This is a genomic window from Streptomyces sp. NPDC046197, assembly GCF_040646295.1.
In the GTDB taxonomy this organism is placed as follows: Bacteria; Actinomycetota; Actinomycetes; order Streptomycetales; family Streptomycetaceae; genus Streptomyces.
Genome location: NZ_JBEYZY010000037.1, coordinates 44,435 through 69,152, shown reverse-complemented (window position 1 = coordinate 69,152; position 24,718 = coordinate 44,435). Strand labels below are relative to the sequence as shown.

General features: G+C 72.3%; 19 protein-coding genes and 1 pseudogene. 13 read left to right on the top strand and 7 right to left on the bottom strand.

The features are described from left to right. A pseudogene (locus tag AB0A61_RS34110) lies at positions 1-808 on the bottom strand (hypothetical protein); the annotation flags it as partial. Positions 809-1,012: 204 nt separating this feature from the next. On the opposite strand from AB0A61_RS34110, the gene AB0A61_RS34105 reads away from it, so the two are divergent. Next, positions 1,013-1,816, top strand: coding sequence for a tetratricopeptide repeat protein (locus AB0A61_RS34105; RefSeq protein WP_361301217.1), 804 nt, complete (start codon positions 1,013-1,015; stop codon positions 1,814-1,816). A 132-nt stretch (positions 1,817-1,948) separates the two neighbouring features. Here the strand turns inward: AB0A61_RS34105 and AB0A61_RS34100 are convergent, their stop codons facing one another. Beyond that, positions 1,949-3,241, bottom strand: a complete 1,293-nt coding sequence (locus tag AB0A61_RS34100; RefSeq protein ID WP_361301193.1) for a DUF1015 domain-containing protein — start codon at positions 3,239-3,241, stop codon at positions 1,949-1,951. Between the two features lie 73 nt (positions 3,242-3,314). On the opposite strand from AB0A61_RS34100, the gene AB0A61_RS34095 reads away from it, so the two are divergent. The 4 genes from AB0A61_RS34095 (at position 3,315) to AB0A61_RS34080 (ending at position 7,455) form a co-directional block, all read left to right on the top strand. After that, positions 3,315-4,349 carry an HAD-IIA family hydrolase gene (locus AB0A61_RS34095; protein WP_361301190.1) on the top strand — a complete coding sequence of 345 codons (1,035 nt, stop codon included), beginning with the start codon at positions 3,315-3,317 and terminating at the stop codon, positions 4,347-4,349. A 114-nt stretch (positions 4,350-4,463) separates the two neighbouring features. Next, positions 4,464-5,507, top strand: coding sequence for an iron chelate uptake ABC transporter family permease subunit (locus AB0A61_RS34090; protein WP_361301187.1), 1,044 nt, complete (start codon positions 4,464-4,466; stop codon positions 5,505-5,507). A gap of 59 nt (positions 5,508-5,566) precedes the next feature. Further along, a complete protein-coding gene (locus tag AB0A61_RS34085) occupies positions 5,567-6,595 on the top strand; it encodes an iron chelate uptake ABC transporter family permease subunit (protein WP_361301214.1) in 1,029 nt (342 codons plus the stop codon). Further along, a complete protein-coding gene (locus tag AB0A61_RS34080; protein WP_361301184.1) occupies positions 6,592-7,455 on the top strand; it encodes an ABC transporter ATP-binding protein in 864 nt (287 codons plus the stop codon). The genes AB0A61_RS34085 and AB0A61_RS34080 overlap by 4 nt, the downstream gene beginning before the upstream one ends. On the opposite strand, the gene AB0A61_RS34075 is transcribed toward AB0A61_RS34080, so the two are convergent. Continuing rightward, on the bottom strand, positions 7,439-7,786 hold the full coding sequence (locus AB0A61_RS34075) for a sterol-binding protein (RefSeq protein WP_361301181.1): 348 nt from the start codon (positions 7,784-7,786) through the stop codon (positions 7,439-7,441). The two genes, AB0A61_RS34080 and AB0A61_RS34075, sit on opposite strands and share 17 nt — an antisense overlap. 42 nt (positions 7,787-7,828) lie before the next feature. Between AB0A61_RS34075 and AB0A61_RS34070 the strand changes: the two genes are divergently transcribed. The 5 genes from AB0A61_RS34070 to AB0A61_RS34050 all read left to right on the top strand — a co-directional run bounded on the left by AB0A61_RS34070 (position 7,829) and on the right by AB0A61_RS34050 (position 13,398). After that, positions 7,829-8,233 (top strand): hypothetical protein, encoded by a 405-nt coding sequence (locus AB0A61_RS34070; protein ID WP_361301178.1) that lies wholly within the window; start codon positions 7,829-7,831, stop codon positions 8,231-8,233. A 7-nt stretch (positions 8,234-8,240) separates the two neighbouring features. Beyond that, a complete protein-coding gene (locus AB0A61_RS34065; RefSeq protein WP_361301175.1) occupies positions 8,241-9,056 on the top strand; it encodes a TlyA family RNA methyltransferase in 816 nt (271 codons plus the stop codon). Next, complete coding sequence (locus AB0A61_RS34060; RefSeq protein ID WP_361301172.1) at positions 9,053-9,958, top strand: NAD kinase; 906 nt, start codon at positions 9,053-9,055, stop codon at positions 9,956-9,958. The genes AB0A61_RS34065 and AB0A61_RS34060 overlap by 4 nt, the downstream gene beginning before the upstream one ends. A 170-nt stretch (positions 9,959-10,128) precedes the next feature. After that, a complete protein-coding gene (gene recN, locus AB0A61_RS34055) occupies positions 10,129-11,847 on the top strand; it encodes a DNA repair protein RecN (RefSeq protein ID WP_361301211.1) in 1,719 nt (572 codons plus the stop codon). Positions 11,848-12,267: 420 nt separating this feature from the next. Next, a complete protein-coding gene (locus AB0A61_RS34050; protein ID WP_361301169.1) occupies positions 12,268-13,398 on the top strand; it encodes a glycosyltransferase family 4 protein in 1,131 nt (376 codons plus the stop codon). A gap of 21 nt (positions 13,399-13,419) precedes the next feature. Here AB0A61_RS34050 and AB0A61_RS34045 read toward each other — a convergent pair whose 3' ends face one another. The 4 genes from AB0A61_RS34045 to AB0A61_RS34030 form a co-directional block, all read right to left on the bottom strand. Further along, positions 13,420-15,051, bottom strand: coding sequence for a PucR family transcriptional regulator (locus tag AB0A61_RS34045; RefSeq protein ID WP_361301166.1), 1,632 nt, complete (start codon positions 15,049-15,051; stop codon positions 13,420-13,422). A gap of 260 nt (positions 15,052-15,311) precedes the next feature. Continuing rightward, the gene (locus tag AB0A61_RS34040) at positions 15,312-16,439 is read right to left on the bottom strand and encodes an MFS transporter (protein ID WP_361301163.1); all 1,128 of its coding nucleotides are present in this window, start codon (positions 16,437-16,439) and stop codon (positions 15,312-15,314) included. 426 nt (positions 16,440-16,865) lie between these two features. Next, positions 16,866-17,414 carry a TnsA-like heteromeric transposase endonuclease subunit gene (locus AB0A61_RS34035; RefSeq protein ID WP_361301160.1) on the bottom strand — a complete coding sequence of 183 codons (549 nt, stop codon included), beginning with the start codon at positions 17,412-17,414 and terminating at the stop codon, positions 16,866-16,868. A gap of 215 nt (positions 17,415-17,629) precedes the next feature. Continuing rightward, positions 17,630-19,432, bottom strand: coding sequence for a glycoside hydrolase family 15 protein (locus AB0A61_RS34030; protein ID WP_361301208.1), 1,803 nt, complete (start codon positions 19,430-19,432; stop codon positions 17,630-17,632). A gap of 524 nt (positions 19,433-19,956) precedes the next feature. On the opposite strand from AB0A61_RS34030, the gene AB0A61_RS34025 reads away from it, so the two are divergent. The 3 genes from AB0A61_RS34025 (at position 19,957) to AB0A61_RS34015 (ending at position 24,605) form a co-directional block, all read left to right on the top strand. Next, positions 19,957-21,645, top strand: coding sequence for a CTP synthase (locus AB0A61_RS34025; RefSeq protein ID WP_361301205.1), 1,689 nt, complete (start codon positions 19,957-19,959; stop codon positions 21,643-21,645). 83 nt (positions 21,646-21,728) lie between these two features. Further along, positions 21,729-22,355, top strand: coding sequence for an NUDIX hydrolase (locus AB0A61_RS34020; protein WP_361301157.1), 627 nt, complete (start codon positions 21,729-21,731; stop codon positions 22,353-22,355). Positions 22,356-22,517: 162 nt separating this feature from the next. Then, positions 22,518-24,605, top strand: coding sequence for a tetratricopeptide repeat protein (locus AB0A61_RS34015; protein ID WP_361301154.1), 2,088 nt, complete (start codon positions 22,518-22,520; stop codon positions 24,603-24,605). Positions 24,606-24,718: the final 113 nt, after the last annotated feature.

Genomic DNA, 24,718 nt, shown 5'->3' with positions numbered 1-24,718 from the left:
GTATGGCCGTCGCGATGATGACCGTGGTGGTTACGGCCGTCGCGATGACGATCGCGGTGGGTATGGCCGTCGCGATGATGACCGTGGTGGTTACGGTCGACGCGATGACGATCGCGGTGGGTATGGCCGTCGCGATGATGACCGTGGTGGTTACGGCCGTCGCGATGACGATCGCGGTGGGTATGGCCGTCGTGACGACCGCCGGGGAGACCAGCGCGGTGACCGTGGTGATCGTGGTGACCGCGGCGAGCGTGGAGGCTTCCGCCGTGACGACCGCCGTGACGACCGCCGTGACGATCGCAGGGGCGGCGACCCTGGCGGCTACGGTCGCCGCGACGAACGCGACCGTGGCTTCCGCTCCGACGCTGACCGTCCCTCCCACCGTCGCGACGACCGCAGGGACGACCGACGCGACGAGCGGGGCGAGCGTCGCGACGACCGCCGGGGCTTCCGCCGTGATGACGACCGTGGGTATGGGCGTCGCGACGACCGGTCCGACCGCCCCGAGCGCAGTGGCTTCCGCCGGGACGACAGCCGTGACGACCGCGGCGGTTACGGACGCCGTGACGACCGGCGCGGCGACCGGCCGCCCTTCCGCCGAGACGACCGCAGGGACGTCCGTCGTGATGACCGTCGCGATGACCGTCGCGATGACCGCCGCGATGACCGCCGCGATGACCGCCGTGACGGCGGTCGCGGTGAATACCGCGGTGACCGCGGCGGTTACCGTCGCGATGACGACCGTCCGGCGTACCGCAGGGACGACGACCGTCCGGCGTACCGCAGGGACGACGACCGTCCGGCCCACCGTCGCGATGACGACCGTCCGGCCTACCGCCGCGACGACAGCCGTGGCGAGCGCGGGGGCTTCCGCGGTGGCCGTGGCCCGCGTCGCGACGACCGTGGCGGACGCCCCGGCGGCTTCCGCGGCCGTGAGGACCGGCGTGACGACCGGCGTGGTGGTGGCCGGTTCCGTGAGGAGCGCGACCGGGACCGCGAGCCGATCAAGCGGCTGCCGATCCCCCAGGACGTCACCGGCGAGGAGATCGACAAGGACGTACGGCAGGAACTGCAGAGCCTGCCCAAGACGCTCGCCGAAGACGTCGCCAAGAACCTGGTGATGGTCGCCCGGCTCATCGACGAGGACCCCGAGGGGGCCTACGGCTACTCCAGGGTCGCCCTGCGACTGGCGTCCCGTGTCGCCGCCGTACGGGAGGCGGCCGGGTTCGCCGCCTACGCGAGCCAGAAGTACAGCGAGGCTCTCGCGGAGTTCCGGGCCGCCCGGCGGATGACCGGCACCGTGGACCTGTGGCCCGTGATGGCGGACTGCGAGCGCGGTCTGGGACGGCCCGAGAAGGCGCTGGACATGGCCGGCGCGCCCGAGGTGCACAAGCTCGACAAGGCCGGACAGGTCGAGATGCGGCTGGTCGCGGCCGGCGCCCGGCGAGACATGGGGCAGCTCGACGCCGCCATCGTGACGCTGCAGAGCCCGGAGCTGGCCTCCAACTCCGTACAGCCCTGGACCGCGCGGCTGCGGTACGCCTACGCGGACGCGCTGCTCGCGGTCGGCCGGGAGGACGAGGCGCGCGAGTGGTTCGCCAAGGCGGTGGAGGCCGACCGCGACGGCAGCACCGACGCCTCGGACCGGCTGGCCGAGCTCGACGGTGTGGAGTTCACCGACGCCCTCGACGGGAGTGGCGTGGACGACGCCGACTCCCGGCCGCCCCACGCGGAGGCCGCTGGGGCCGTTGAGCGCGACAACAGCCACGGCAGCCACGGCGACGACGGCGGGAACGACGAGGACGCGGACGACTGACGTCGGTCGGTGACAGAGGGCAGGCTCCCACCGGGGCCTGCCCTTTCTCGTACCCGCGGCCGTGCCGAGGTGGTTTCGTGATACCTGATCGGCGGCGCGTGCCCAGAGGTGCAGCGTCCAGTCGTGCAGCGTCTAGACGCGCAGCGCCCGCAGCACCAGCCCCGATGCCGGCTTCGGGCCGAACGACGTGGACTTGCGGGGCATCGTGACTCCCTGGCGGGCGAGGTCGCGGACGACTTCCTCGCGTACCGCGTGCATCAGGACGGCCGTACTGCCGTCGCGTTCCGCCTTCTCCACCGTCGCGGCCGTGTCGTGGATGTAGGCGATGTGGTCCGGGGAGTCCTCGGGGATGTGCCACACGTGGTCGAGCAGCGTGGCGTGCAGGACCGTGGCGTCGAGGGTGCGCCAGGCGGTGGGGCGGTCGGCGGGGATCGTCCGGGTCAGCAGGTCGGGGTCCGGACGGTCGACGAGGTGGAAGGTACCGTCCCCGGCGAGCAGGAAGGCGTTGCCGGCGCACGCCGCGTCCGCGAGGGCCTCCTGCGCGGCGGGCAGCGGCACGTCCAGACGCTGGACGCGGAACAGGCCGTCCAGGGCGGACAGCGCGTCGGCGACCGGCAGACCGTGCAGCAGGCGGTGGATGGCACGCACCCGGAGCGGGTAGCGGGCCGTGTCGACGAGCAGGACCAGGCCGTAGTCCCAGGGGCCTGGTGAGGGATGCTCCGCGCGTAGACGTCGATAGGTCGCCCAGCGGTGGTGGCCGTCGGCGATGAGGGCCTGGTGCCGGGCCAGGTCCTCCTGGATCCGTGCCACATCGGTGGGATCGGTGATGGCCCACAGGCGGTGGCTGAAGCCGTCCTCGGTGGTCGTCGACAGCAGGGGAGGCCGTTCGGCGGTGCGTTCGATGGCCACGGTCGTGTCGGCCGTCGCGCCGGTGCCGCGGTACGTCAGCAGCAGCGGCTCCAGGTTCGCACTGGTGGCGCGCATCAGGTCGGCTCGGTCCTCGACGACGTGCGGCATCACGTCCTCGTGCGGCAGAACCACACCCTCCGCCGGATCCGACACCCGCAGGGCGCCGATCAGACCGCGCTGCAACATGCCGTCGCCGTTGCTCTGTTCGTAGACGTACAGGGCCGGTTGGGGGTCGGCGGCCAGCACGCCCTCGGAAAGCCAGCGGTGCAGGGTGTCCGCCGCCTGTTTGTTCCGCGCGCTGGGTGTGCCGGCCTGCGGAAGGATGAGGCGGACGATGTTGTAGGGGTCGGCGGACTGGAGGTGATGCAGGCCGTCGGGGCGTACGACGACGTCATACGGCGGGGATGTCACGGCGGCAAGGCTGCCGACCCGGTCGGGGTCGTAGCGTAGGCCTCGGAACGGGGTGAGATCGAGGCCTCGACGCGTCGTTGCTGGCGAGTGACCTGCAGTGTTCATCCCGGCATCGTACGTGTGTCAGAGGCATACGGCATGATCGGGGGAAAGCCGGTACCCCAAGGAGCGATGAGCAATGAGCCAGGGCGCAAGGACGAGGCCGGAGGGCAGTGGGCAGCCCCTGAGCGGGGCGTACGACACGGCCCTGCTGGACCTGGACGGCGTGGTCTACGCGGGCGGCAACGCGATCGCGCACGCGGTCGAGTCGCTCGGCGCGGCGCGCGCGGACGGCATGCATTTGGCCTACGTCACCAACAACGCCCTGCGCACCCCGGACGCCGTGGCCGCCCATCTCACCGAGCTGGGGATACCGGCGGATTCGTCCGACGTCATCACCTCCGCGCAGGCGGTGGCGCGACTGATCGCGGAGCAGGTGCCGTCCGGGGCGCGGGTGCTCGTCGTCGGCGGCGAGGGGCTGCGCGTGGCGCTGCGTGAGCGGGGCCTGGAGCCGGTGGAGTCCGCCGAGGACGATCCGGTGGCGGTGGTGCAGGGGTACGGCGGTCCCGAGCTGCCCTGGGGCCGTTTCGCGGAGGCGTGCTACGCGATCGCCCGCGGGGTGCCGTGGTTCGCCTCCAACACCGATCTGACGATCCCGAGCGCCCGGGGTATCGCGCCGGGCAACGGTGCGGCCGTGGAGGTGGTGCGGATCGCCACGGGCGCGGAGCCGCAGGTGGCGGGCAAGCCGCTGCCTCCCATGCACCGCGAGACGATCCTGCGCACCGGTGCGAAGCGGCCGCTGGTGGTCGGTGACCGGCTGGACACGGACATCGAGGGCGCGTTCAACGGCGGTGTCGACTCGCTGCTCGTCCTGACCGGCGTCACCGACGGCGCGCAGCTGCTCGCTGCGCCGCCGCAGCACCGGCCGACGTATGTGGACGCCGATCTGCGCGGGCTGCTCACCGGGCAGCCGGACGTGGAAGTCACCGAAAAGGGGGACGGTTTTCGCTGCGGCGGGTGGACGGCCACGGCCGGGGCCGAGCGGCTGGAGCTGAGTGGCGACGGCGAGGCGCTGGACGGGTTGCGCGCGCTGTGCGCCGCGGCGTGGACGGCGGCCGGCGAGGGTTGCTGTGAGCTGGACGGGGGGAAGGCGCTGGCGCGACTGGGTCTGTGAACCGAAGGACCGGGGGCCGGGGGCCGGGGACCTCTGAGGCTGTGCGGTGCTGCCTGGCAGGGGCGGGCGGGACGCGGCGTCGATGAATTAGCGAGGGTAGGCTAACCTAACTTCGTGTTGGTCGACTCTCCTCCCGAAGAGCGCCCGGCGATCGCCGTGGCGCCCCCAACCCGCCGGGCGGTACGAGCCGTTGGGCTCGCCGCCGCCGCCGCGATCCTGCTGCTCGTCGCCCTGGCGAGCATCGCGATCGGCGCGAAGGAGCTGTCCCTGGCCCAGGTCTGGCACGGCCTGTTCCTGAACTCGGGCACCTACGGCGACGTGGTGGTGGGCGAACGGCTGTCCCGCACGCTGCTCGGCCTGCTCGCCGGGGCCGCGCTCGGCCTGGCCGGGGCGGTTCTGCAGGCGCTGACCCGCAATCCCCTGGCCGACCCGGGGCTGCTCGGCATCAACGCGGGCGCCTCGGCCGCCGTCGTCACCGCCATCACGTACTTCGGCGTCACGAGCCTGAGCGGATACGTCTGGTTCGCCTTCCTCGGCGCGTCCGCCGTGGGTGCACTGGTGTGGTTCCTCGGCGGCAGCAGGGGCGCCACTCCCGTCCGGCTCGCGCTCGCCGGCACCGCGATCAGCGCCGCGCTCTACGGCTACCTCCAAGCGGTGATGATCATGGACGGTGCGGCCCTCGGCAAGATGCGTTTCTGGACGGTCGGCTCGCTGGCCTCGGCCACCGACGCGATCATCGTCCAGGTGCTGCCGTTCCTCGCGGGCGGCACCGTCCTCGCGCTGCTGCTCGCGCGGCCCCTGAACGCCCTCGCGATGGGCGACGACACCGCCCGTGCCCTGGGAGCCGACCTGAACCGCACCCGGGCGCTGTCCATGCTCGCAGCGACCGTGCTGTGCGGTGCCGCGACCGCGGCCTGCGGGCCGATCGTCTTCGTCGGGCTGATGGTCCCGCACGTCGTCCGCTCCTTCACCGGACCCGACCTGCGCTGGATCCTGCCCTACGCCACCGTCCTGTCGCCCGTGCTGCTGCTCGGCGCCGACGTGCTCGGGCGGATCGTCGCCCGCCCGGCCGAGCTCCAGGTCGGTGTCGTCACCGCGATCATCGGAGGCCCGGTGTTCATCCTGCTCGTACGACGGCGCAGGACGGCCCAGCTGTGAAGACGACCCCTGCCGCGTCCGTCACCGCCGACGCCTCCGGAACCGGGTCCCGCCGTGCCGTGCGCGCCGTGCGGACCCCGGGCGGCCTTTCCTTCCGCCTCGACGGCCGTGCGCTGACCGTCGTCGCGCTGCTGGTGCTCGCCGCGCTGGCCGCGGGCGTCCTGCTGATCGGCACCGGCGACTTCCCGATCCCGCCGGCCGACGTGCTGAAGACCCTGGCCGGGCACGGCGACCGGGGACAGGAGTTCATCGTCCGCGAACTGCGGCTGCCGCGTGTTCTCGTCGGACTGCTGGTCGGTGCCTGTCTCGGGCTCGGCGGGGCACTGTTCCAGTCCATCTCCCGCAACCCGCTCGGCAGTCCGGACGTGCTCGGCCTCTCGCAGGGCGCCACGGCCGGCGCGCTGGTGGTGATCGTCCTGTTCTCGGGCGACGCCACCGCCGTCACCCTCGGAGCGCTCGTGGGCGGCCTGGTGACCGGTCTCGCCATTCATCTGCTCGCCTGGAAGCAGGGCGTGCACGGGTACCGGCTGGTCCTCGTCGGCATCGGCGTGTCGGCGGTCGTCACCGCGGTCGACGGCTACCTCATCACCAAGGCCGACTTCGTGGACGCGGCCCGAGCGGTGGTGTGGATGACCGGGTCCCTCAACGGCCGGGACTGGGAGCAGGTCTGGCCGCTGCTGGTGCTGTGCGCCGTGCTCGTGCCGCTCGTCCTCGCATTCGCCCCGGGCCTGCGGATGACGGAGATGGGCGACGACGTGGCGTACGCCCTGGGGGTGCGCGTCGAACGCGTACGGCTGCTGCTGATGGCCTGCGCCGTTCTGCTCACCGCGGCGGCCACTGCCGCGGCCGGCCCCGTCGCCTTCGTCGCCCTGACCGCACCCCAGCTCGCCCGCCGCCTGACCCGCTCGCCCGGCCCGAACCTCGTGCCCTCCCTGTGCATGGGTGCCGCCCTGCTGGTCACCGCGGACTGGGCCGCACAGCGGGCCTTCGGTGCCGACCAGTTGCCCGTCGGCGTGGTCACCGGCGTGCTCGGCGGGGTCTACCTGTTGTGGCTGCTGGTCACCGAACGCAGGGCGGGCCGGATATGAGCGCCCGCCCCGAGCCCGACCGCACAAGGAGCACCGTGAACCGTCTGTCCGCCGACAACGTCACCCTCGCCTACGACCGGCGCGTCATCGCCGAGCAGCTGTCGGTGCAGATCCCCGACAACTCCTTCACGGTGATCGTCGGCCCCAACGCGTGCGGCAAGTCCACGCTGTTGCGGGCGCTGTCGCGGATGCTCAGGCCCAGCGAGGGCCGGGTGCTGCTCGACGGGCAGGTCATCCAGTCGATGCCGGCCAAGCGGGTCGCGCGGACGCTGGGCCTGCTGCCGCAGTCGTCGATCGCCCCCGACGGCATCACCGTGGGCGACCTGGTGGGCCGCGGCCGCCATCCGCACCAGAGGATCTGGCGGCAGTGGTCGGCCGAGGACGAGCGGCTGGTGCGGGAGTCGATGGAGCGGACCGGGGTCGCCCAACTCGCCGACCGCTATGTCGACGAACTGTCGGGCGGTCAGCGGCAGCGGGTGTGGATCGCGATGGCGCTCGCCCAGCAGACCCCGCTGCTGCTGCTCGACGAGCCGACGACCTATCTGGACATCCAGCACCAGATCGACGTCCTGGACCTGTGCGCCGAGCTGCACGAGGAACAGGGGCGCACGCTGGTCGCCGTCCTGCACGACCTCAACCACGCGGCCCGGTACGCCACCCACCTCATCGCCCTGCGCGGCGGCCGGGTCGTCGCCGAGGGTGCGCCCGGCGACATCGTGACCGCCGAACTGGTGGAGGAGGTCTTCGGGCTGCGCTGCCAGGTCGTCGACGATCCGGAGACGGGGACCCCGCTGGTGGTGCCGGCGGCGCGGAAGGCACGCGGCGGGGCTCGTCGGGTGGGCGCTACAGAAGCTTCCTGAGCCGGAACAGGTCGAACAGGCCGGCCTCCAGCCTCACCCGGCCCGATCCCCAGGCCTTGGCGAAGTTCAGGTCCCCGCCGACCAGCGCCACCAGGTCGTCGCCGGTCATGGCGAGTCTGATCTGGGCCCTTTCCGGCGGCGGGCCCTGCACGGTGTCCCGCACCACGATCCGGCCGTTCTCGAGACGGCCGACGAAGGTGACGTCCAGGTCCTTGATGTGGCAGCTCACCGAGCGGTCCAGGGCCGCCGCCTCGCGTACGTTCCCCTCGGCGGTCGCCATGTTCTCGGCGAGCTTCTCCAGTGCCGTACGGCACTCGTCAATCGTGGCCATCGCGGTCGACGGTACCGCAGTGCTTCGAGGTAGCGTCTGGGCATGAACGACTCTGTGCCCGAGGCGGAGATCCGGGAGGACGCGGCGGTTCCGGAGGTCAGCGCTCCGGTCGGATCCGAACGCGCGACCGGACACGAGGTCGAGTCCGAGCGTGACCGGACGTACGACGCAGGGTCCGGCCCGGGTTCCGGCCCCGGGTCCGACCAGGAGTACGACCAGGGGTACGACCCCTCCGCCCCAGCGCCGCTGGACGTGCCCCGCACCGCCACCGGCGACCCCGACGTCGACGCCGCCCTGGAGCGGCTCGGTGATGCCGACCACCTCGCCACGGACGGACACGTCGAGGTGTACGAGGATGTACACGGGGGGCTGCGCGACGCGCTGACCGCGCTGGACGCGCGCCCGGGACCTCCGGCCCCCGGACCGACGTACCGACACAGGAGCTGAACCGAACGTGGCAGGAGTCGCACGCCGCCGTCTCGACGCGGAGCTGGTCCGCCGGAAGCTCGCGCGCTCGCGCGAGCACGCCGGCCAGCTGATCGCCGCAGGGCGGGTCACCGTCGGCAAGACCGTCGCGACCAAGCCCGCCACGCAGGTGGAGACCGCGGCCGCCATCGTGGTCGCGGCCGACGACACCGACCCCGACTACGTCTCCCGGGGCGGCCACAAGCTCGCGGGCGCCCTGCAGGCCTTCCTTCCGCAGGGGCTCGTCGTCGAGGGCCGGCGGGCGCTGGACGCCGGCGCGTCCACCGGCGGCTTCACCGACGTCCTGCTGCGGGCGGGCGCGGCACATGTCGTCGCCGTGGACGTCGGGTACGGACAACTCGCCTGGTCTCTGCAGAGCGATGAACGCGTCACCGTCAAGGACCGTACGAACGTACGCGAGTTGACGCTCGATGCGATCGATGGGGAGCCTGTGGATCTAGTCGTGGGGGATCTGTCCTTCATCCCGCTCGGCCTGGTGCTGCCCGCCCTGGTGCGGTGCGTGCAGCCGGACGCCGACCTCGTGATGATGGTGAAGCCGCAGTTCGAGGTGGGGAAGGAACGGCTCGGCAGCGGGGGTGTCGTGCGGAGTCCGCAACTGCGGGCGGAGGCCGTGCGGGGCGTGGCCGAGAAGGCGTGGGAGCTGGGGCTCGGGGTGAAGGGTGTCACCGCCAGCCCGCTGCCCGGGCCGTCCGGGAACGTCGAGTACTTTCTGTGGCTGCGTGCCGGGGCACCCGCTCCGGACCCGGCCGATGTTGACCGTGCAGTGGCGGAGGGGCCGCGTTGACACAGACCCAAACCCGAACCGTTTTCCTGCTGGCACACACCGGGCGGCCGGCCGCCGTCCGCAGTGCCGAGCTCGTGGTCAAGGGACTGCTGCACTCCGGGATCGGGGTGCGCGTCCTGGAGGCGGAGGCGCGCGACCTGCCGCTGCCGGACGAGGTGGAGCTGGTCAAGGAGGCCACCCCGCAGTGCCTCGACGGGTGCGAACTGCTGATCGTGCTCGGCGGTGACGGCACCCTGCTGCGCGGCGCCGAGTTCGCCCGTGCCTCCGGGGTGCCGATGCTCGGCGTGAATCTCGGGCGGGTCGGCTTCCTCGCCGAGGCCGAGCGGGACGACCTCGACAGGGTCGTCGACCGGGTGGTGTCCCGGGCGTACGAGGTCGAGGAGCGCATGACCGTCGACGTGGTCGTGCACCGCAACGGGGACATCGTGCACACCGACTGGGCGCTGAACGAGGCCGCTGTGCAGAAGGTGTCCGCCGAGCGGATGCTGGAGGTCGTCCTGGAGATCGACGGGCGGCCGGTGACGGGGTTCGGGTGCGACGGGATCGTGTGCGCCACGCCGACCGGTTCGACCGCGTACGCCTTCTCCGCGGGCGGCCCCGTGGTCTGGCCGGAGGTCGAGGCACTGCTGATGGTGCCGATCAGCGCGCACGCGCTGTTCGCGAAGCCGTTGGTCACCTCGCCGGATTCGGTGCTCGCGGTCGAGGTGCTGCCTCATGTGCCGCCGGGGGTGCTGTGGTGCGACGGACGGCGGACGGTCGAGTTGCCGCCCGGGGCGCGGGTGGAAGTGCGCCGGGGCGCTGTGCCGGTGCGGCTGGCCCGGTTGCACCACGCCTCGTTCACGGATCGGCTGGTCGCGAAGTTCGCGTTGCCGGTGTCCGGCTGGCGGGGGGCGCCTCACTAGGGCCTGGCCGGCGGGGATGCTCCCGGTGCGTCGGCGGCCGCGGGACGTCCGTGGCCGCTCGCGCGGCTACCCGCGTCCATGGGGCGCGCTGCCACTCCCGTGGGTGACATCGGCGCCCTGTGTGCACTCCTCGCCCCGGACCTCGTAAGGTCGTGTCCGTGTTGGAGGAGATGCGGATACAGTCGCTCGGAGTGATCGACGACGCGGTCGTCGAGCTGTCGCCCGGCTTCACCGCCGTCACGGGTGAGACGGGTGCGGGCAAGACCATGGTGGTCACCAGCCTGGGGCTGTTGCTGGGCGGGCGCGCCGACCCGGCGCTCGTCCGGATCGGGGCCGACAAGGCGGTCGTGGAGGGGCGGATCACCGTGCCCGAGGGCGCGGCCGCCGTCGTACGGGCCGAGGAAGCCGGCGCCGAGCTCGACGACGGGGCGCTGCTGATCAGCCGTACCGTTTCCGCCGAAGGGCGCTCACGGGCGCACCTGGGCGGCCGCGGTGTGCCCGTGGGTCTGCTGGCGGAGCTCGCGGACGACCTGGTGGCGGTGCACGGGCAGACCGACCAGCAGGGGCTGCTGAAGCTGTCCCGGCAGCGGCAGGCGCTCGACCGGTACGCCGGCGACGGCGTGGCCGTACCGCTGGCCAAGTACACCGAGGCGTACCGACGGCTCCGGGCGGTCTCCACGGAACTGGAGGAGATCACCACGCGCGCGCGTGAGCGGGCCCAGGAGGCCGACATGCTGCGCTACGGGCTCGACGAGATCGCCGGGGTGGAGCCACGGGCCGGTGAGGACGTGGAACTGGCCGAGGAGGCGGAGCGCCTCGGCCACGCGGAGGCGCTGTCGTCCGCCGCCACGGCCGCTCACGCCGCCCTCGCGGGCAATCCGGAGGACCCCGAGGGCATCGAGGCCGCGACCCTCGTCGCGGGCGCCCAGCGGGCCCTGGAGGCCGTGCGGTCGCACGACCCGGCGCTGGCCGCGCTCGCCGACCGGATCGGCGAGATCGGGATCCTGCTGGGCGACGTGGCCGGCGAACTCGCCGGGTACGCCGACGACCTGGACGCCGATCCGCTGCGGCTGGCAGCGGTGGAGGAGCGGCGGGCCGCGCTGACCGCCCTGACCCGGAAGTACGGACAGGACGTGGGCGCCGTACTCGCCTGGGCGGAGCGGGGTGCCGCGCGGCTGACCGAGCTGGACGGCGACGACGAGCGGATCGGCGAGCTGACCGCGGAGCGCGACGCGCTGCGGGCCGAACTGGGCGGACTCGCGCAGGCCTTGACCGACGCCCGTGCCGAGGCCGCGGAGCGGTTCGCCGCCGCGGTGACCGCCGAGCTGACCTCGCTCGCCATGCCGCACGCGCGCGTGTCCTTCGCCCTCCGGCAGACCGAGGATCCCGAGGGCGTCGAGGTCGGCGGTCGTACCGTCGCCTACGGGCCGTCCGGCGCCGACGAGGTCGAGCTGCTGCTCGCCCCCCACCCGGGAGCGCCACCGCGGCCGATCGCCAAGGGCGCGTCGGGCGGTGAGCTCTCGCGCGTGATGCTCGCCGTCGAGGTCGTGTTCGCGGGGACGGACCCGGTGCCGACGTACCTCTTCGACGAGGTCGACGCCGGTGTCGGCGGCAAGGCGGCCGTGGAGATCGGGCGGCGGCTGGCCCGCCTGGCGAGGACCGCGCAGGTCGTCGTGGTGACCCACCTGCCCCAGGTGGCCGCCTTCGCCGACCGGCAGCTGCTGGTCGAGAAGACCAACGACGGGTCGGTCACCCGCTCCGGCGTGAAGGTGCTGGAGGGCGAGGACCGCATCCGGGAGCTGTCGCGCATGCTGGCCGGCCAGGAGGACTCGGAGACGGCCCGCGCCCACGCGGAGGAGTTGCTGGCCACGGCCCGGGCGGACGGGTAGCGGGCGGTGCCGGGCGGCCGGTGGCACGCACCACGGCCGTCGCGGCACGGTTGGCACCGGCGGCGAGGGCGACCGGGGAACGGCACGGGGCGCACGCGCGGCCGTGGTCCTGATCGCGCACGCCGCCGCCGCGGTCGCCGCGGGCGTGTACGGTGACAGGGTGAGTGAGGCGGCCCGTTCGCGGTGAGGGGCTCGGGCGCTTCCCGAACCTCCCTTCACCCGTGTGGGTGGCATACAGGGCATCCACGCCCTGTGCCCGTGCGCCGGTCGCACGCCGGCGTTCCCGGAACACGCGTACGTGCTGGCATCCTTGGGGCCGGAACCTCGGCCCGCCAAGGCAGCGCGTGCCCCGGCCCCTTGCTGGATACCTTCTGTACGTCTCCCCGTGACTGTCCGACGCCGAATCAGGAGCCCGGCCGCGTGAGCCCCGTGAGCAGTCCCGCATCACACGGTCACTCGCCGCTGCGTACGGTGCAGGTGCTGGGCGGAGGGAACGCCGGCAGCAGCGCGCATGTGCGGTCGCTGTCCGCCGGGCTGGTCGCAAGGGGCGTACGGGTCCTGGTGTGCGCCCCCGCCGAGGCCGACCACGCCTACGACTTCACCGGCGCCGGTGCCGAGCACGTGCCGGTGCCACGCAGCAGCGACCCGGTGTCCGTGGCCGCGCTGCGGGCGGCCTGCGCGAACGCCGACCTGGTGCACGCCCACGGGCTGCACGCCTCCTTCCGGGCGGCGCTCGCGCTCGGCGGGCGGCACACCCCACTGGTGGTCACCTGGCACAACCACGCGCACGCCGAAGGCGCCCGCGCCCATCTCCTGCGCGTACTGGAGCGACGGGTGGTCAAGGCCGCCACCGTCGTCCTGGGCACCACCTCGGAGCTCGTGGACCGCGCCCGCCGCAGGGGCGCACGGGACGCACGGCTCGCCGCGATCGCGGTGCCCGGACCGCGTACGGGCTACGAGGACCCCGAGCGGCCGTGCTCCAAGGTGCGGGCCGAACTCGGTGCCACCGGGCGGCCGTTGCTCATCGCCGTCGGTGTCCTCGACCGGCACCGGGGCCACGAGCTGCTGCTGGACGCCGCCCGCGCCTGGTGCCACCGCGACCCCGTACCCCTGCTGGTGATCGCGGGGGAGGGTCCGCTGCGCACCGTCCTGCAGCGGCGCATCGAGGACGAGGAACTGCCCGTCCGGCTCATCGGACGGCGCGACGACGTCGGGGAGCTGCTCGCGGCCGCCGATCTGGCGCTGCTGCCGGACACTCCCGAGGCCCGCTCCGTCCTCGCGCAGGAAGCCCTGCACGCGGGTGTGCCGCTCGTCGCCGCGCGGACCGGCGGCATCCCCGAACTCGTGGGCGACGCGGCCGAGCTGGTCCCGCACCGGAACGCGGCAGCGTTCGGCGCCGCCGTCGCACGGCTGCTCGACGATCCCGAACGCCGGGAACTGCTGCGGGAGAAGGGGACCCGGCAGGCGGCCACCTGGCCGACCGAGGACGAGACCGTCGCCCAGGTGCTCAGCGTCTACGACGAGTTGACCCAGCCACAGCCGCCGGCCTAGGGGTGTCGGCCACCGGCTCGCCTACGGCACGTGCCGGCGGGCCCGCAGGGCGAGGCTGAGTGCCAGGACCGTCTGCGGATCGTCGAGGTCCGTGCCCAGCAACTCCCCGATACGGGCGAGGCGGTTGTAGAGCGTCTGCCGGTTGAGGTGCAGCTCCCGGGCTGTTTCCGCCTTCCGGCCCGCGTGCGCCAGATACGTCTCCAGGGTGGGCAGCAGTGGCGGTTTGGAGCGGCTGTCGTGGTCCCGCAGCGGACCGATGGCACGGTCGACGAAGGCCGCCAGATCCGGATGGTCGCGCAGTCGCCACACCAGCAGGTCGATGTCGAGGCGGCGGGCGTCGTGCCACGGCCGGTCGGACAACCCCTGGGCCGCGGTCGCCGTCTCGGCCGCGTGCCGCAGGGCCGCCGAGGCCGCCGCCCACCCGCCGGCCACCCCGACCACGACGACCGGCGGCTGCCCGCCCGGCCGTTGCATGCCCGCCCGCTCCACCCCCGCCCGCAGCGCCGCCGCGACCCGGTCCGCGACCGCCGACCGCTCCGACTCCGAGCGCAGGCCGAGCAGCAGCGGCACCCGGCCCTCGACCGGGCGTACGCCCAGCAGCACCGGAACACCCACCGAGGCCAGCTCCTCCGAGACCGCGCGCGCCAGCACCGCCCAGCCCCCACCGGGCGCGAGCGTGTCGCCCAGCCGCATCACCACCGGCAGCAGCGGGCTGCCGCCCGGCTTGAAGCCGAGCACCCGGGCCTGCGCCGGGGCGTCCTCGGCGGCGATCCGGCCCTCGGCGAGGTCGGTGAGGAAGTCCCCGCGGCCGCGCGCCGCCAGCTCCTCCTCCTGGCGGGCCTGCATCAGTACCACGGCCAGGATGCCCGCGGCCCGCTCGGCGGCCATGCGGTGCACCGGGGCGAGGGGCGAGCGGACGGGCAGCAGCACCAGCCGGGCGCGCACCGAGCCCACCCCGGGGCCGCCGCCCGGCACGTCCACCAGGACCGAGCCCGACGGCGGCGGGGCGTCCTTGTGCTGGCCGCGCAGGCCCTCCCAGACCTGGAGCGGGTCCGCGCCCTCGGGGCCGGAACCGGCGGCGTACAGCAGCCGGCCGTCCGGGGTCTCCAGGAAGACCGGGTTGTCCGCGAAGTCGGCCAGGATGCCGAGCACCTGCGGCACCCCGCCGCCGCCGAGCAGCGCCTCGGTACAGCGCCGGTGCACCTCCTCGGCCCGCTGGAGCAGTGCGTAGTGACCGTTGACGATCTCCGTGTGGATCTCCTCGGTGACCGTCACGAACGGCACCTCGCGGTGCAGCTGGACCAGGGGCAGACCGGCGCCCCGCGCCGTGTCGACGAGCGTCGCCGGCAGGCGGGCGAAGCGCGGGCCCAGTTCCACGACCAGGGCGGCGATGCCGCGATCGGCGAGGGTGCGGACGAAGGCGCGCTGGTCGGCGGGGCGGGTGCCGAGGCCGTAGCCGGTGGTCAGCAGCAGTTCGCCGCCCTTGAGCAGGGAGGCGATGTTGGGGACCTCGCCGGCGTGCACCCAGCGCACGGTCCGGTTCAGCCGGTCGGCGCCGGCGAGCACCTCGGGCAGGCCGCTGCGCAGGCCGGGCAGCTCCAGGGCGCGCTGGACCGTGATCCCGGCTCCCTCGGTGTCGAATCTGCTGTCCATGCAGCGGACGCTACCTGGGCCGATGGCACCGGGACAGACACGGGTGCCGGCGCCGACCGGCGGGCCAGGGCCGGATCCGCCGGTCGGGCCCTGGGAGTGCACTGTGGGTTCGGTGAGCCGTGTCCTCCGGAGATGGAATGACCTGTGTTTTCGCGGCTTGATTCCGCGGTCGTGTCGGCGGTGCAGTCCCGTCTCCCCCGTCTCAGCGTCGTTTTCCTCAGCGGACGGGAAGCAGCACCGGCCGCCCAGTGACGGCGGCTCTAACCGGCGGACTCCGATCCGAAAAGCCGCAGCAGCCGCCCGCCAAGCAGTACGGCGCAGGCTCCGACGGTCAGTAGCCCGCCGACGAGGAAGGTGCCCCGCACGCCGGCGAGCGGCAGGACCAGTCCGCCGAGCGCGGCGCCCGCTGCGATGCCGGCGTTGTATGAGCCGGAGTTCGCCGCGAGTGCGATATCTGTGCGGCCCGGTGCGCAATGCAGCATCGCGTTCTGGGTGGTCATGAACACCGGCCCGAGTGCACTGCCCATCAGTGCCAGGAACACCACCGCTGCCACCGGCTCGGTGCCGACCGCATACAGACCGAGCATGCCCACCGCCTGCGTAGCAACGGCAGTGGTCAGTGCGGCTTGCGGAAAGCGGTCCAGCAGAGCCCCGGTGATGCTCACGCCGGCCAGACACGCAACCCCGAAAGCCACGAACAGGGCACTGACCGTGCTTGAGGAGAACCCGCTCACGTCGCCCAGGAACCTGACGACGTAGGTGTATCCCGCGAAGGCCCCAGTAGCGGATAAGGTCCCGGCCGCCAGAACGATCCCGAACCGGCGGACGTCGGGACTGGTTCCGTAGGCGGCGTTCTCCTCTTCCGGACGGGAGGTGGGCAGCAGGACGGCGATGGTCACCAGAGAGACAAGTCCGAGAGCCGCGAGCAAGGCGATGGGCACCTGCCAGTCGCTCTGCTGGCCCAGCCAGGTCCCGGCGGGAACACCGAGCACGAGGGCGAGCGAACCGGCGACGGACAGCGCTCCGACCACACGTCCACGGACCTCGGGCGCGAACAGGCCCACCGCGACCGGCCCCATCACGGCCCAGAACAACGCTTGGGCGAGCGCGGTCAGCAGCCGCGCGAAGAGGAGCACCCAGTAGGAGGTGGCCAGCGCTGCAACCAGGCTGGACACGACCAGCGCGGCCAGTAGTCCGGTGAGCACATGACGTCGGGGCACGGCCCGCATGACATAGGCGAGCGGTAATGACGCGACGGCCACTGTCACGCCGTAACCGGTGACCAGGAGACCGACCGCTGACACTGACACCCGGAGGCTTTCGGAGATGAGCTCCAGGAGGCCGATCGGCAGGCTTTCCGCGGTGTTGAGGGTGAAGGCGGCCAGCATCAGGGCCGCAAGCACCCCCGCCCTGTGCCACGGAGGCGGATGCATGGTGACCCTGCGGTCTCTTCCTGACCTCGCCCGTTGCGCCTGCTCCGTGGCACCGTTCATGTAGGTAGCTCACCGGGCTGCCCGGTCCCGCCGCAACCGAATTCATCTGTCGTGTAGGCAGCTCGGAGGGCAACTGGCGTATAGCGAGATCCTCCTGCCCTGGGGTTTCACGTATCGGTCCCACCTCTGTGTCGTTGGTTTTGTCCCGTGGTGCTGCGGTTTTCCTCAGCCATGAGTGCGGCATGGGGATCGTGGGCCATGGCTTGGTGTGCCGCAGCGGTAAGTGAGTAGTAGGTGCGTCGGCGTGCGGAGCTTGGCCGTTCGGCACGGGTTTCGAGGCGGCTTGTGAGCCAGCCGGCTGCTTCCATGCGCTTGAGCTGCTCATGGACGGTGTTGAACGGGATGCCGGTGGCGGTGTGGATCTGGGCTGCGCAGGTCTCCTGGGCGCTCTGTGCCAGGAGGTGGCTGAGGAGGGGGCGCAGAGGTGAAGGGATGCTCACGACGAGTCCACGCGCACGTGAACGCGACCTTCGGCCGTTCCAGTCGATGACGCGGCTTGACATCCACGACCACCGGCCCGTCATCGGTCAGCAGCAGATAGTCCGGGGTGTGCCGCCGCAGCCTGCCCTCGACCACGGCCTTGAGCAGGAATGGCTGAGCGACGACGTGCCGGACGTCCGGGGCGAAGTCCGCGAACAGCAGCCGGGCCAGCTCCAGCCGCGACTCGTAGATCACGTGGTCGCGTACCGTCGCCGCCCAGTACGTCCCCGAGTGGTGCTGCTGGCCCTTGTACCAGCGGAACGTCCGCCACGGCTGTGCGTGCCGAAGGAGATCGAGTGGCGCGGACGCCCACTCCCAGTCCTCCACCACACACTCGTCGGCCTGCCGGACACTCACCTGTACCGACGCAGCCAGATCTGTCGTGCTCACCGGACCCCACCTCGCGTTCTCCACGGCGGCCTGATCGGCCACCGAACGCCGTGGGCATGCCCCGGTCGTCTGCGTGATGACGACCGGGACGGTCCGGTACACGAAGAGGGGAACTACTTGAGTCAGAGGCATGAATCCCGCTCACCTGTCGTATCCGACACGGCTACGACATCCCCGCGCCGAATCCGACACGGGGAACGGGATCCCACATGCACTCAGCCTCCGTACGCCCCCGACGCCGTCAGGCGCAGTGCCGTGTCGATCAGCGGCACGTGGCTGAAGGCCTGCGGGAAGTTGCCCACCTGGCGCTGCAGGCGCGGGTCCCACTCCTCGGCCAGCAGGCCCAGGTCGTTGCGCAGCGACAGCAGCCTCTCGAAGAGCTTGCGCGCCTCGTCGACGCGGCCGATCATCGCCAGGTCGTCGGCCATCCAGAACGAGCAGGCGAGGAAGGCGCCTTCGTCGCCAGGGAGGCCGTCGACGCCTTCGTCGCCGCCCGAGGTCGGATAGCGCAGGATGAACCCGTCCGGGGTGGACAGCTCTCGCTGGATCGCCTCGATCGTGCCGATCACGCGTTTGTCGTCCGGCGGGAGGAAGCCCATCTGCGGGATCAGCAGCAAGGACGCGTCCAGTTCCCGGGAGCCGTAGGACTGCGTGAAGGTGTTGCGCTCCTTGTCGTAGCCCTTCTCGCACACGTCCCGGTGGATGTCGTCACGAAGCTGCCGCCACCGGTCCAGCGGGCCGTCGACGTCGCCCGACTCGATGAGCTTGATCGTGCGGTCCACGGCCACCCAGGCCATGACCTTGGAGTGCACGAAGTGGCGGCGCGGGCCGCGCACCTCCCAGATGCCCTCGTCCGGCTCGTCCCAGTGCTGCTCCAGGTAGCGGATCAGCTTGAGCTGGAGCAGGGAGGCGTAGTCGCTGCGGGCCAGGCCGGTCATGTGGGCCAGGTGCAGGGCCTCGGTGACCTCGCCGTACACGTCGAGCTGGAGCTGGTGCGCGGCGCCGTTGCCGACCCGGACCGGCGCCGAGCCCTCGTAGCCGGGCAGCCAGTCCAGCTCCGCCTCGCCGAGCTCGCGCTCGCCGGCGATGCCGTACATGATCTGCAGGTTGTCCGGGTCACCGGCGACGGCCCGCAGCAGCCACTCGCGCCAGGCGCGGGCCTCCTCGCGGTAGCCGGTGCGCAGCAGCGACGACAGGGTGATCGCCGCGTCGCGCAGCCATGTGTAGCGGTAGTCCCAGTTGCGGACGCCCCCGACGTCCTCCGGCAGCGACGTGGTGGGGGCGGCGACGATGCCGCCCGTCGGGGCATAGGTCAGCGCCTTCAGGGTGATCAGGGAGCGGATCACGGCCTCGCGGTAGGGACCGTGGTACGTACAGTGCGCGACCCACTCGCGCCAGAAGTCCTCCGTCGCCTCCAGCGACTGCTCCGGCTCCGGCAGCGGCGGCGGCTCCCGGTGCGAGGGCTGCCACGAGATGGTGAACGCGATCCGGTCACCCGGAGCGACCGTGAAGTCCGCGTACGTCGTCAACGCCTTGCCGTAGGTCTCCGCCGATGTGTCGAACCACACGGAGTCCGGACCCGCCACCGCGACCGTGCGCCCCTCGTGCTTGTGCACCCACGGCACCACCCGGCCGTAGGAGAACCGCATGCGCAGCTCCGAGCGCATGGGCACCCGGCCCGTAACGCCCTCCACGATGCGGATCAGCTGCGGGGCGCCGTCGCGCGGCGGCATGAAATCGGTCACGCGGACCGTGCCGCGCGGGGTGTCCCACTCCGACTCCAGGATCAGAGAGTCGCCCCGGTAGCTGCGCCGGGCGGCCACGGGCGGCTCCGCCTCGGGTGCGTGGGCCGGCCCCAGGCGCCAGAAACCGTGTTCTTCCGTGCCCAGCAGACCGGCGAAGATGGCATGCGAGTCGAAGCGGGGCAGGCACAGCCAGTCGACTGTCCCGTCCCGGCAGACCAGTGCTGCGGTCTGCATGTCTCCGATGAGTGCGTAGTCTTCGATGCGCCCGGCCACGTGCAACTCCAGTCGAACGGCCACGTCACCCCGCATGGGGGCGGTCGCTAGTGCGGTCAAGGGGTCGTTGTAATGCGTCGTTGAGCGGTGAATCCGAACCGCCGATCAGCCGTGAGGCAGAACGACAACCCTTGCTCAACGAACTGACGAGCTCTCGTTGTTCCGGTGCGTACGGGCGGGGGTGGTGCCGTGTTGCCGGCCGGGCTCGGCAGCGAGTGTCCGAGCAGGATACGACGCACGTAGATGATGTGTGTGCCGCTCCGGACAACGCACCTGCGCCGAACGGGTGAGCCACGGGTGGGAGAGCGGTCATGGATCCGCACGCGTGGCGACGTGTGCGCGGAGCGTGGCCGGAAGCCATCCCCGTCCGGCGCTGATACCCTGGTAGCCCGTGGACCGGTGGGCTCGAAACCCCCGAACCGCAGCGACGGCACCTCCGGGCGACAACCCGGACGACCCGGGATCCCCGGGCCGGACAGCCGCACCGCACGACAGATCGCGACCACGGGAGCTCCCTCTTGGCCATGCCGCCCGCTGCTTTTCGTAACAGCACAGCCACGACGACCAAGCACATCTTCGTCACCGGGGGTGTCGCCTCCTCGCTCGGCAAGGGCCTCACCGCCTCCAGCCTCGGCATGCTGCTCAAGGCCCGGGGCCTGCGCGTCGTGATGCAGAAGCTCGACCCGTACCTGAATGTCGACCCGGGCACGATGAACCCCTTCCAGCACGGTGAGGTGTTCGTCACCAACGACGGCGCCGAGACGGACCTGGACATCGGACACTACGAGCGGTTCCTCGACCGTGACCTGGACGGCACCGCCAATGTCACCACAGGCCAGGTCTACTCGACGGTGATCGCCAAGGAGCGGCGCGGCGAGTACCTGGGCGACACGGTGCAGGTCATCCCGCACATCACCAACGAGATCAAGCACCGCATCCGGCGCATGGCCACCGACGAGGTGGACGTGGTGATCACCGAGGTCGGCGGCACGGTCGGCGACATCGAGTCGCTGCCGTTCCTGGAGACGGTCCGCCAGGTGCGGCACGAGGTCGGCCGGGACAACGTCTTCGTGGTGCACATCTCGCTGCTGCCCTACATCGGCCCCTCCGGCGAGCTGAAGACCAAGCCCACCCAGCACTCGGTCGCGGCCCTGCGCAACATCGGCATCCAGCCGGACGCCATCGTCCTGCGCTGCGACCGCGAGGTGCCGACCGCGATCAAGCGCAAGATCTCGCTGATGTGCGACGTCGACGAGGCCGCCGTGGTCGCCTGTCCCGACGCCCGCTCCATCTACGACATCCCGAAGGTCGTGCACTCCGAGGGCCTGGACGCCTACGTGGTGCGCAAGCTCGACCTGCCCTTCCGTGACGTGGACTGGACGACCTGGGACGACCTGCTCGACCGTGTCCACAAGCCCGACCACGAGATCACCCTCGCCCTGGTCGGCAAGTACATCGACCTGCCGGACGCCTACCTGTCGGTGACCGAGGCGCTGCGCGCCGGCGGCTTCGCCAACAGGGCCCGGGTGAAGATCAAGTGGGTCACCTCCGACGACTGCAAGACCCCGGCCGGTGCCAAGGAGCAGCTCGCCGACGTCGACGGCATCTGCATCCCCGGCGGCTTCGGCGACCGCGGTGTGCTCGGCAAGGTCGGCGCCATCCGCTACGCCCGCGAGAACCGGATTCCGCTGCTCGGCCTGTGCCTGGGCCTGCAGTGCATCGTGATCGAGGCCGCGCGCAACCTCGCCGACATCGCCGACGCCAACTCCACCGAGTTCGACCCCGCCACCGCCCACCCGGTGATCTCCACGATGGCCGAACAGCTGGACATCGTGGCCGGCGAGGGCGACATGGGCGGAACGATGCGCCTGGGCATGTACCCGGCCAAGCTGGCCGAGGGTTCGATCGTGCGCGAGGTCTACGACGGCAAGGAGTACGTCGAGGAGCGCCACCGCCACCGCTACGAGGTGAACAACGCCTACCGCGCCGAGCTGGAGAAGAAGGCGGGCATCACCTTCTCCGGCACCTCGCCGGACGGCAAGCTCGTCGAGTACGTCGAGTACCCGCGGGACGTCCACCCGTACCTGGTCGCCACCCAGGCGCACCCCGAGCTGCGCTCCCGCCCGACCCGTCCGCACCCGCTGTTCGCCGGGCTCGTGAAGGCGGCCGTGCAGCGGCAGCAGCAAGAGGACGCGCTGAAGAATTCGAAGTAACACACCAGTTGTACGGTGGCCGGGGTGCATACCTTCAAAAGGTGAGCACCCCGGTTTCTTTTGTGCACGTGGAAGGACAGGGCATGACGATCAAGGACACCCCCGAGGAATGGGAGATCCGCGCGACGGAGACCCCCTTCGTGGGCAACAAGACCTCCGTCCGGACGGACGAGGTGGTCATGCCCGACGGCTCGGTGGTCCGCCGTGACTACCAGGTGCACCCCGGTTCGGTGGCGGTGCTCGCGCTGGACGGCGAGGGCCGGGTCCTGGTCATCCGCCAGTACCGGCACCCCGTGCGGCAGAAGCTGTGGGAGATCCCGGCCGGCCTGCTCGACGTGCCCGGTGAGAACCCGCTGCACGCCGCCCAGCGGGAGCTGTACGAGGAGGCGCACGTCAAGGCCGAGGACTGGCGGGTCCTGGTCGATGTGTACACCACGCCCGGCGGCTGCGACGAGGCGGTGCGGATCTTCCTCGCCCGCGGCCTGTCCGAGGTGGTCGGCGAGCGCTTCGAGGCCGAGCACGAGGAGACGGACCTGGAGATCGCCCGGGTGCCGATCGAGGAAGTGGTGCGGGGCGCGCTCGCGGGCGAGCTGCACAACAACTGTCTGGTCGTGGGCGTTCTCTCGCTGGTCGCGGCAGAACGGACGGACGGTCTGGACGCGCTGCGCCCGGCTCAGGCGCCGTGGCCGGCCCGCCCCTTCGAGTCGTGAACCCCGCCGTTTGCGCTTGCGGTGTGACCATCGCCTGATCCGATCGGGCGATGTGTCCGCCGTGCTCCTCCGGGATCGTCGCAGAGCGTGAACTAGGCTCTGGAAGCGCCCGCACCGGAGTCCCGGCGGGCTTGCGCGTGCGGTGGGACGGGAGCGTGGCCCGTGACGGATCAGGCGGTGGACGCAGGTGGCGTGAACCTGCCGCGGGACGACCGGGTCCGGGCGGCCACGGAGCGCCTCTTCCTCGGCCGCACACGGGAGTTGAAGGAACTGCGCGCCGACATCGAGCGCGCCGGCCTCGACACGATCTCCGGCCGGAAGGCTCCCCGCGCGCGCGTGCTGCTCATCGCGGGCAGGCCCGGTTCCGGCCGCAGCGCGCTCGCCGGGAAGCTGGTACGGCAGGTCGCGCACCGCTATCCGGACGGCGTGCTGCGCGCCCGGCTCACCGAACCCGACGGGACGCCCGTGCCGGTCGAGGGCGCCGCGCGCGCCCTGCTCACCGCCCTGGGGCTGCCGACGCCGCCCGGTGCCTGCGAGGACGACCTGGCCGAGGCCGTGCGGACCGCTCTCGTCGGCCGGCGCACACTGCTCCTGCTCGACGACGCGGCGGATGCCGGGCAGGTCGACGCGCTGCTGCCGGACAACGCCGACTGCCTGGTCGTCGCGGTCGCCGAGGGCCCGCTCACCGGGATCGCGGACGTCCGGCCGTGCACCCTGGGCGGCCTGGACACCAAATCCGCGGTGGAGCTGCTGGCCACGCGCATCGACCCGGTCCGCATCACCGTGGACCCGCGCGCAGCCGAGAGCCTCGTCGAGGTGTGCCAGTGCCACCCCGCCACACTCAGCCTGGCCGGCGGCTGGCTGGCGGCCCGCCCGCAGGCGGCCGTCTCCGACCTCGCCAAGCGCCTGCACGCCGACCCCGACGACGGCACACCGCTCGGCCGGGTCCTCCGGCTCGTCCACGACTCCCTGCCGGCTCCGGCCGCCCGGATACTGCGGCTGCTCTCCCTCGCCCCGGCCGGCGACGTCGACCCGCACACCGCCTCCGCGCTGGCCGGCTGCTCCGTCGACGCCGCCCGAGCCACCCTGGACGACTTCGTCGCCCTCGGCCTGCTGCACGCCGTTTCCTCGCGGCTGCCGCGCTACGAGGTCCCCGGGTGCCTGCATCCGCTGCTGCGCAGGCTCGCCGGGACCCAGGACCGCCCCGCCGAGCTGCAGCTGGCCCGGGCGCGGATGCTGGAGCGGAACGTGCGCCTGCTGCAGTCCTGCCGTGCGATCACCGAGACCGACAGCCCGGAGACCCGCGAGAAGCTGAAGCAGCTGCCGCCCGCCCTGCGCTTTTCGACCCCGCGGGCCGCCGCCGACTGGCTGGAGGACCGCCGGCCCGCCCTGCTCGCCGCCGCCCGGCTGGCGGTCGCCGACGGGGAGCTGGACACCGTGGCCCGCCGCCTGATGTCCCAGCTCGTACGGGCTCTGGTCGCCCACGTCGGCACCCAGGCCGCCGCCGGCGACCTGTACGGCATCCACCGCCTCGTCCTGGACGTGGCCGAGCGGCGGCAACTGCCCCGGGAGAAGGCCGCCGCCCTGCTGAACCTCGCCGACGTCGACGCCCGGACCGGCCGGACGGCGGAGGCGCTGGTGCGCTACCGGGCGGCACTGGACGCCGGCCGGGAGGCGAACGACCCCTACGCGACCGGCCGCGCGATGGAATCCGTAGGCGGCGCGCACCTGGAGCTCGGGGACTACGACCGGGCCGCCGACTGGTTCGGCCGGGCCCTCGCCCAGCGCCTCGCCCGCGGGGAGCGCGCGGACGCCGCCCGGCTGTACGGCCGTATCGCCACCGCGCACACCTACGCGGGCCGCTACGGCGAGGCGCTGCGCAACTGGCGGGCGGCCGTGGCAGCGCACCGGAAGATGGGTGATGTTCCCGCCCACGCGCGGGCGTTGAGCGAAATCGCCCGGGTCCAGGAGTACGCGGGGCGGCCCGCGGAGTCGCTGCGCACCTGCCAGGAGGCCGTCGAGTGGGCGCGCCGCGCCGGGGACGTCCGACTGCAGGCCGCGCTGCAGCTGCGGCTGGCGGACACCCTGGAGCGGCTGGGCGACGCGACGGCCGCGCGTCTGCACCGCGGGGCGGCCGAGCGCATGCTGGGAGACGAGCTGCAGGGGACCGACGAGCGGGCCGAGGAGGTCATCGGGCCGAAACACCACCCTGAAGCCTGCGAAATCCGCAGTGCATCGGCTGAAGATTGATGCAATGAAAGGCTAGACAGGGACAACGCCTTCATTAAACTGGCTCTGCCGCTCGTTCTCCTGCGGTGTCTCCTGGTATGCCCGCGCATGCCGGGGTACGTCTTGTATTGCCC

Coding starts and splice junctions, on each gene's coding strand:
- AB0A61_RS34100 (WP_361301193.1), bottom strand. CDS start 3,241: ATGAACACTGCAGGTCACTCGCCAGCAACGACGCGTCGAGGCCTCGAT.
- AB0A61_RS34095 (WP_361301190.1), top strand. CDS start 3,315: ATGAGCCAGGGCGCAAGGACGAGGCCGGAGGGCAGTGGGCAGCCCCTG.
- AB0A61_RS34080 (WP_361301184.1), top strand. CDS start 6,592: ATGAGCGCCCGCCCCGAGCCCGACCGCACAAGGAGCACCGTGAACCGT.
- AB0A61_RS34075 (WP_361301181.1), bottom strand. CDS start 7,786: ATGGCCACGATTGACGAGTGCCGTACGGCACTGGAGAAGCTCGCCGAG.
- AB0A61_RS34070 (WP_361301178.1), top strand. CDS start 7,829: ATGAACGACTCTGTGCCCGAGGCGGAGATCCGGGAGGACGCGGCGGTT.
- recN (WP_361301211.1), top strand. CDS start 10,129: ATGCGGATACAGTCGCTCGGAGTGATCGACGACGCGGTCGTCGAGCTG.
- AB0A61_RS34045 (WP_361301166.1), bottom strand. CDS start 15,051: ATGGACAGCAGATTCGACACCGAGGGAGCCGGGATCACGGTCCAGCGC.
- AB0A61_RS34040 (WP_361301163.1), bottom strand. CDS start 16,439: ATGCTGGCCGCCTTCACCCTCAACACCGCGGAAAGCCTGCCGATCGGC.
- AB0A61_RS34025 (WP_361301205.1), top strand. CDS start 19,957: ATGCCGCCCGCTGCTTTTCGTAACAGCACAGCCACGACGACCAAGCAC.
- AB0A61_RS34020 (WP_361301157.1), top strand. CDS start 21,729: ATGACGATCAAGGACACCCCCGAGGAATGGGAGATCCGCGCGACGGAG.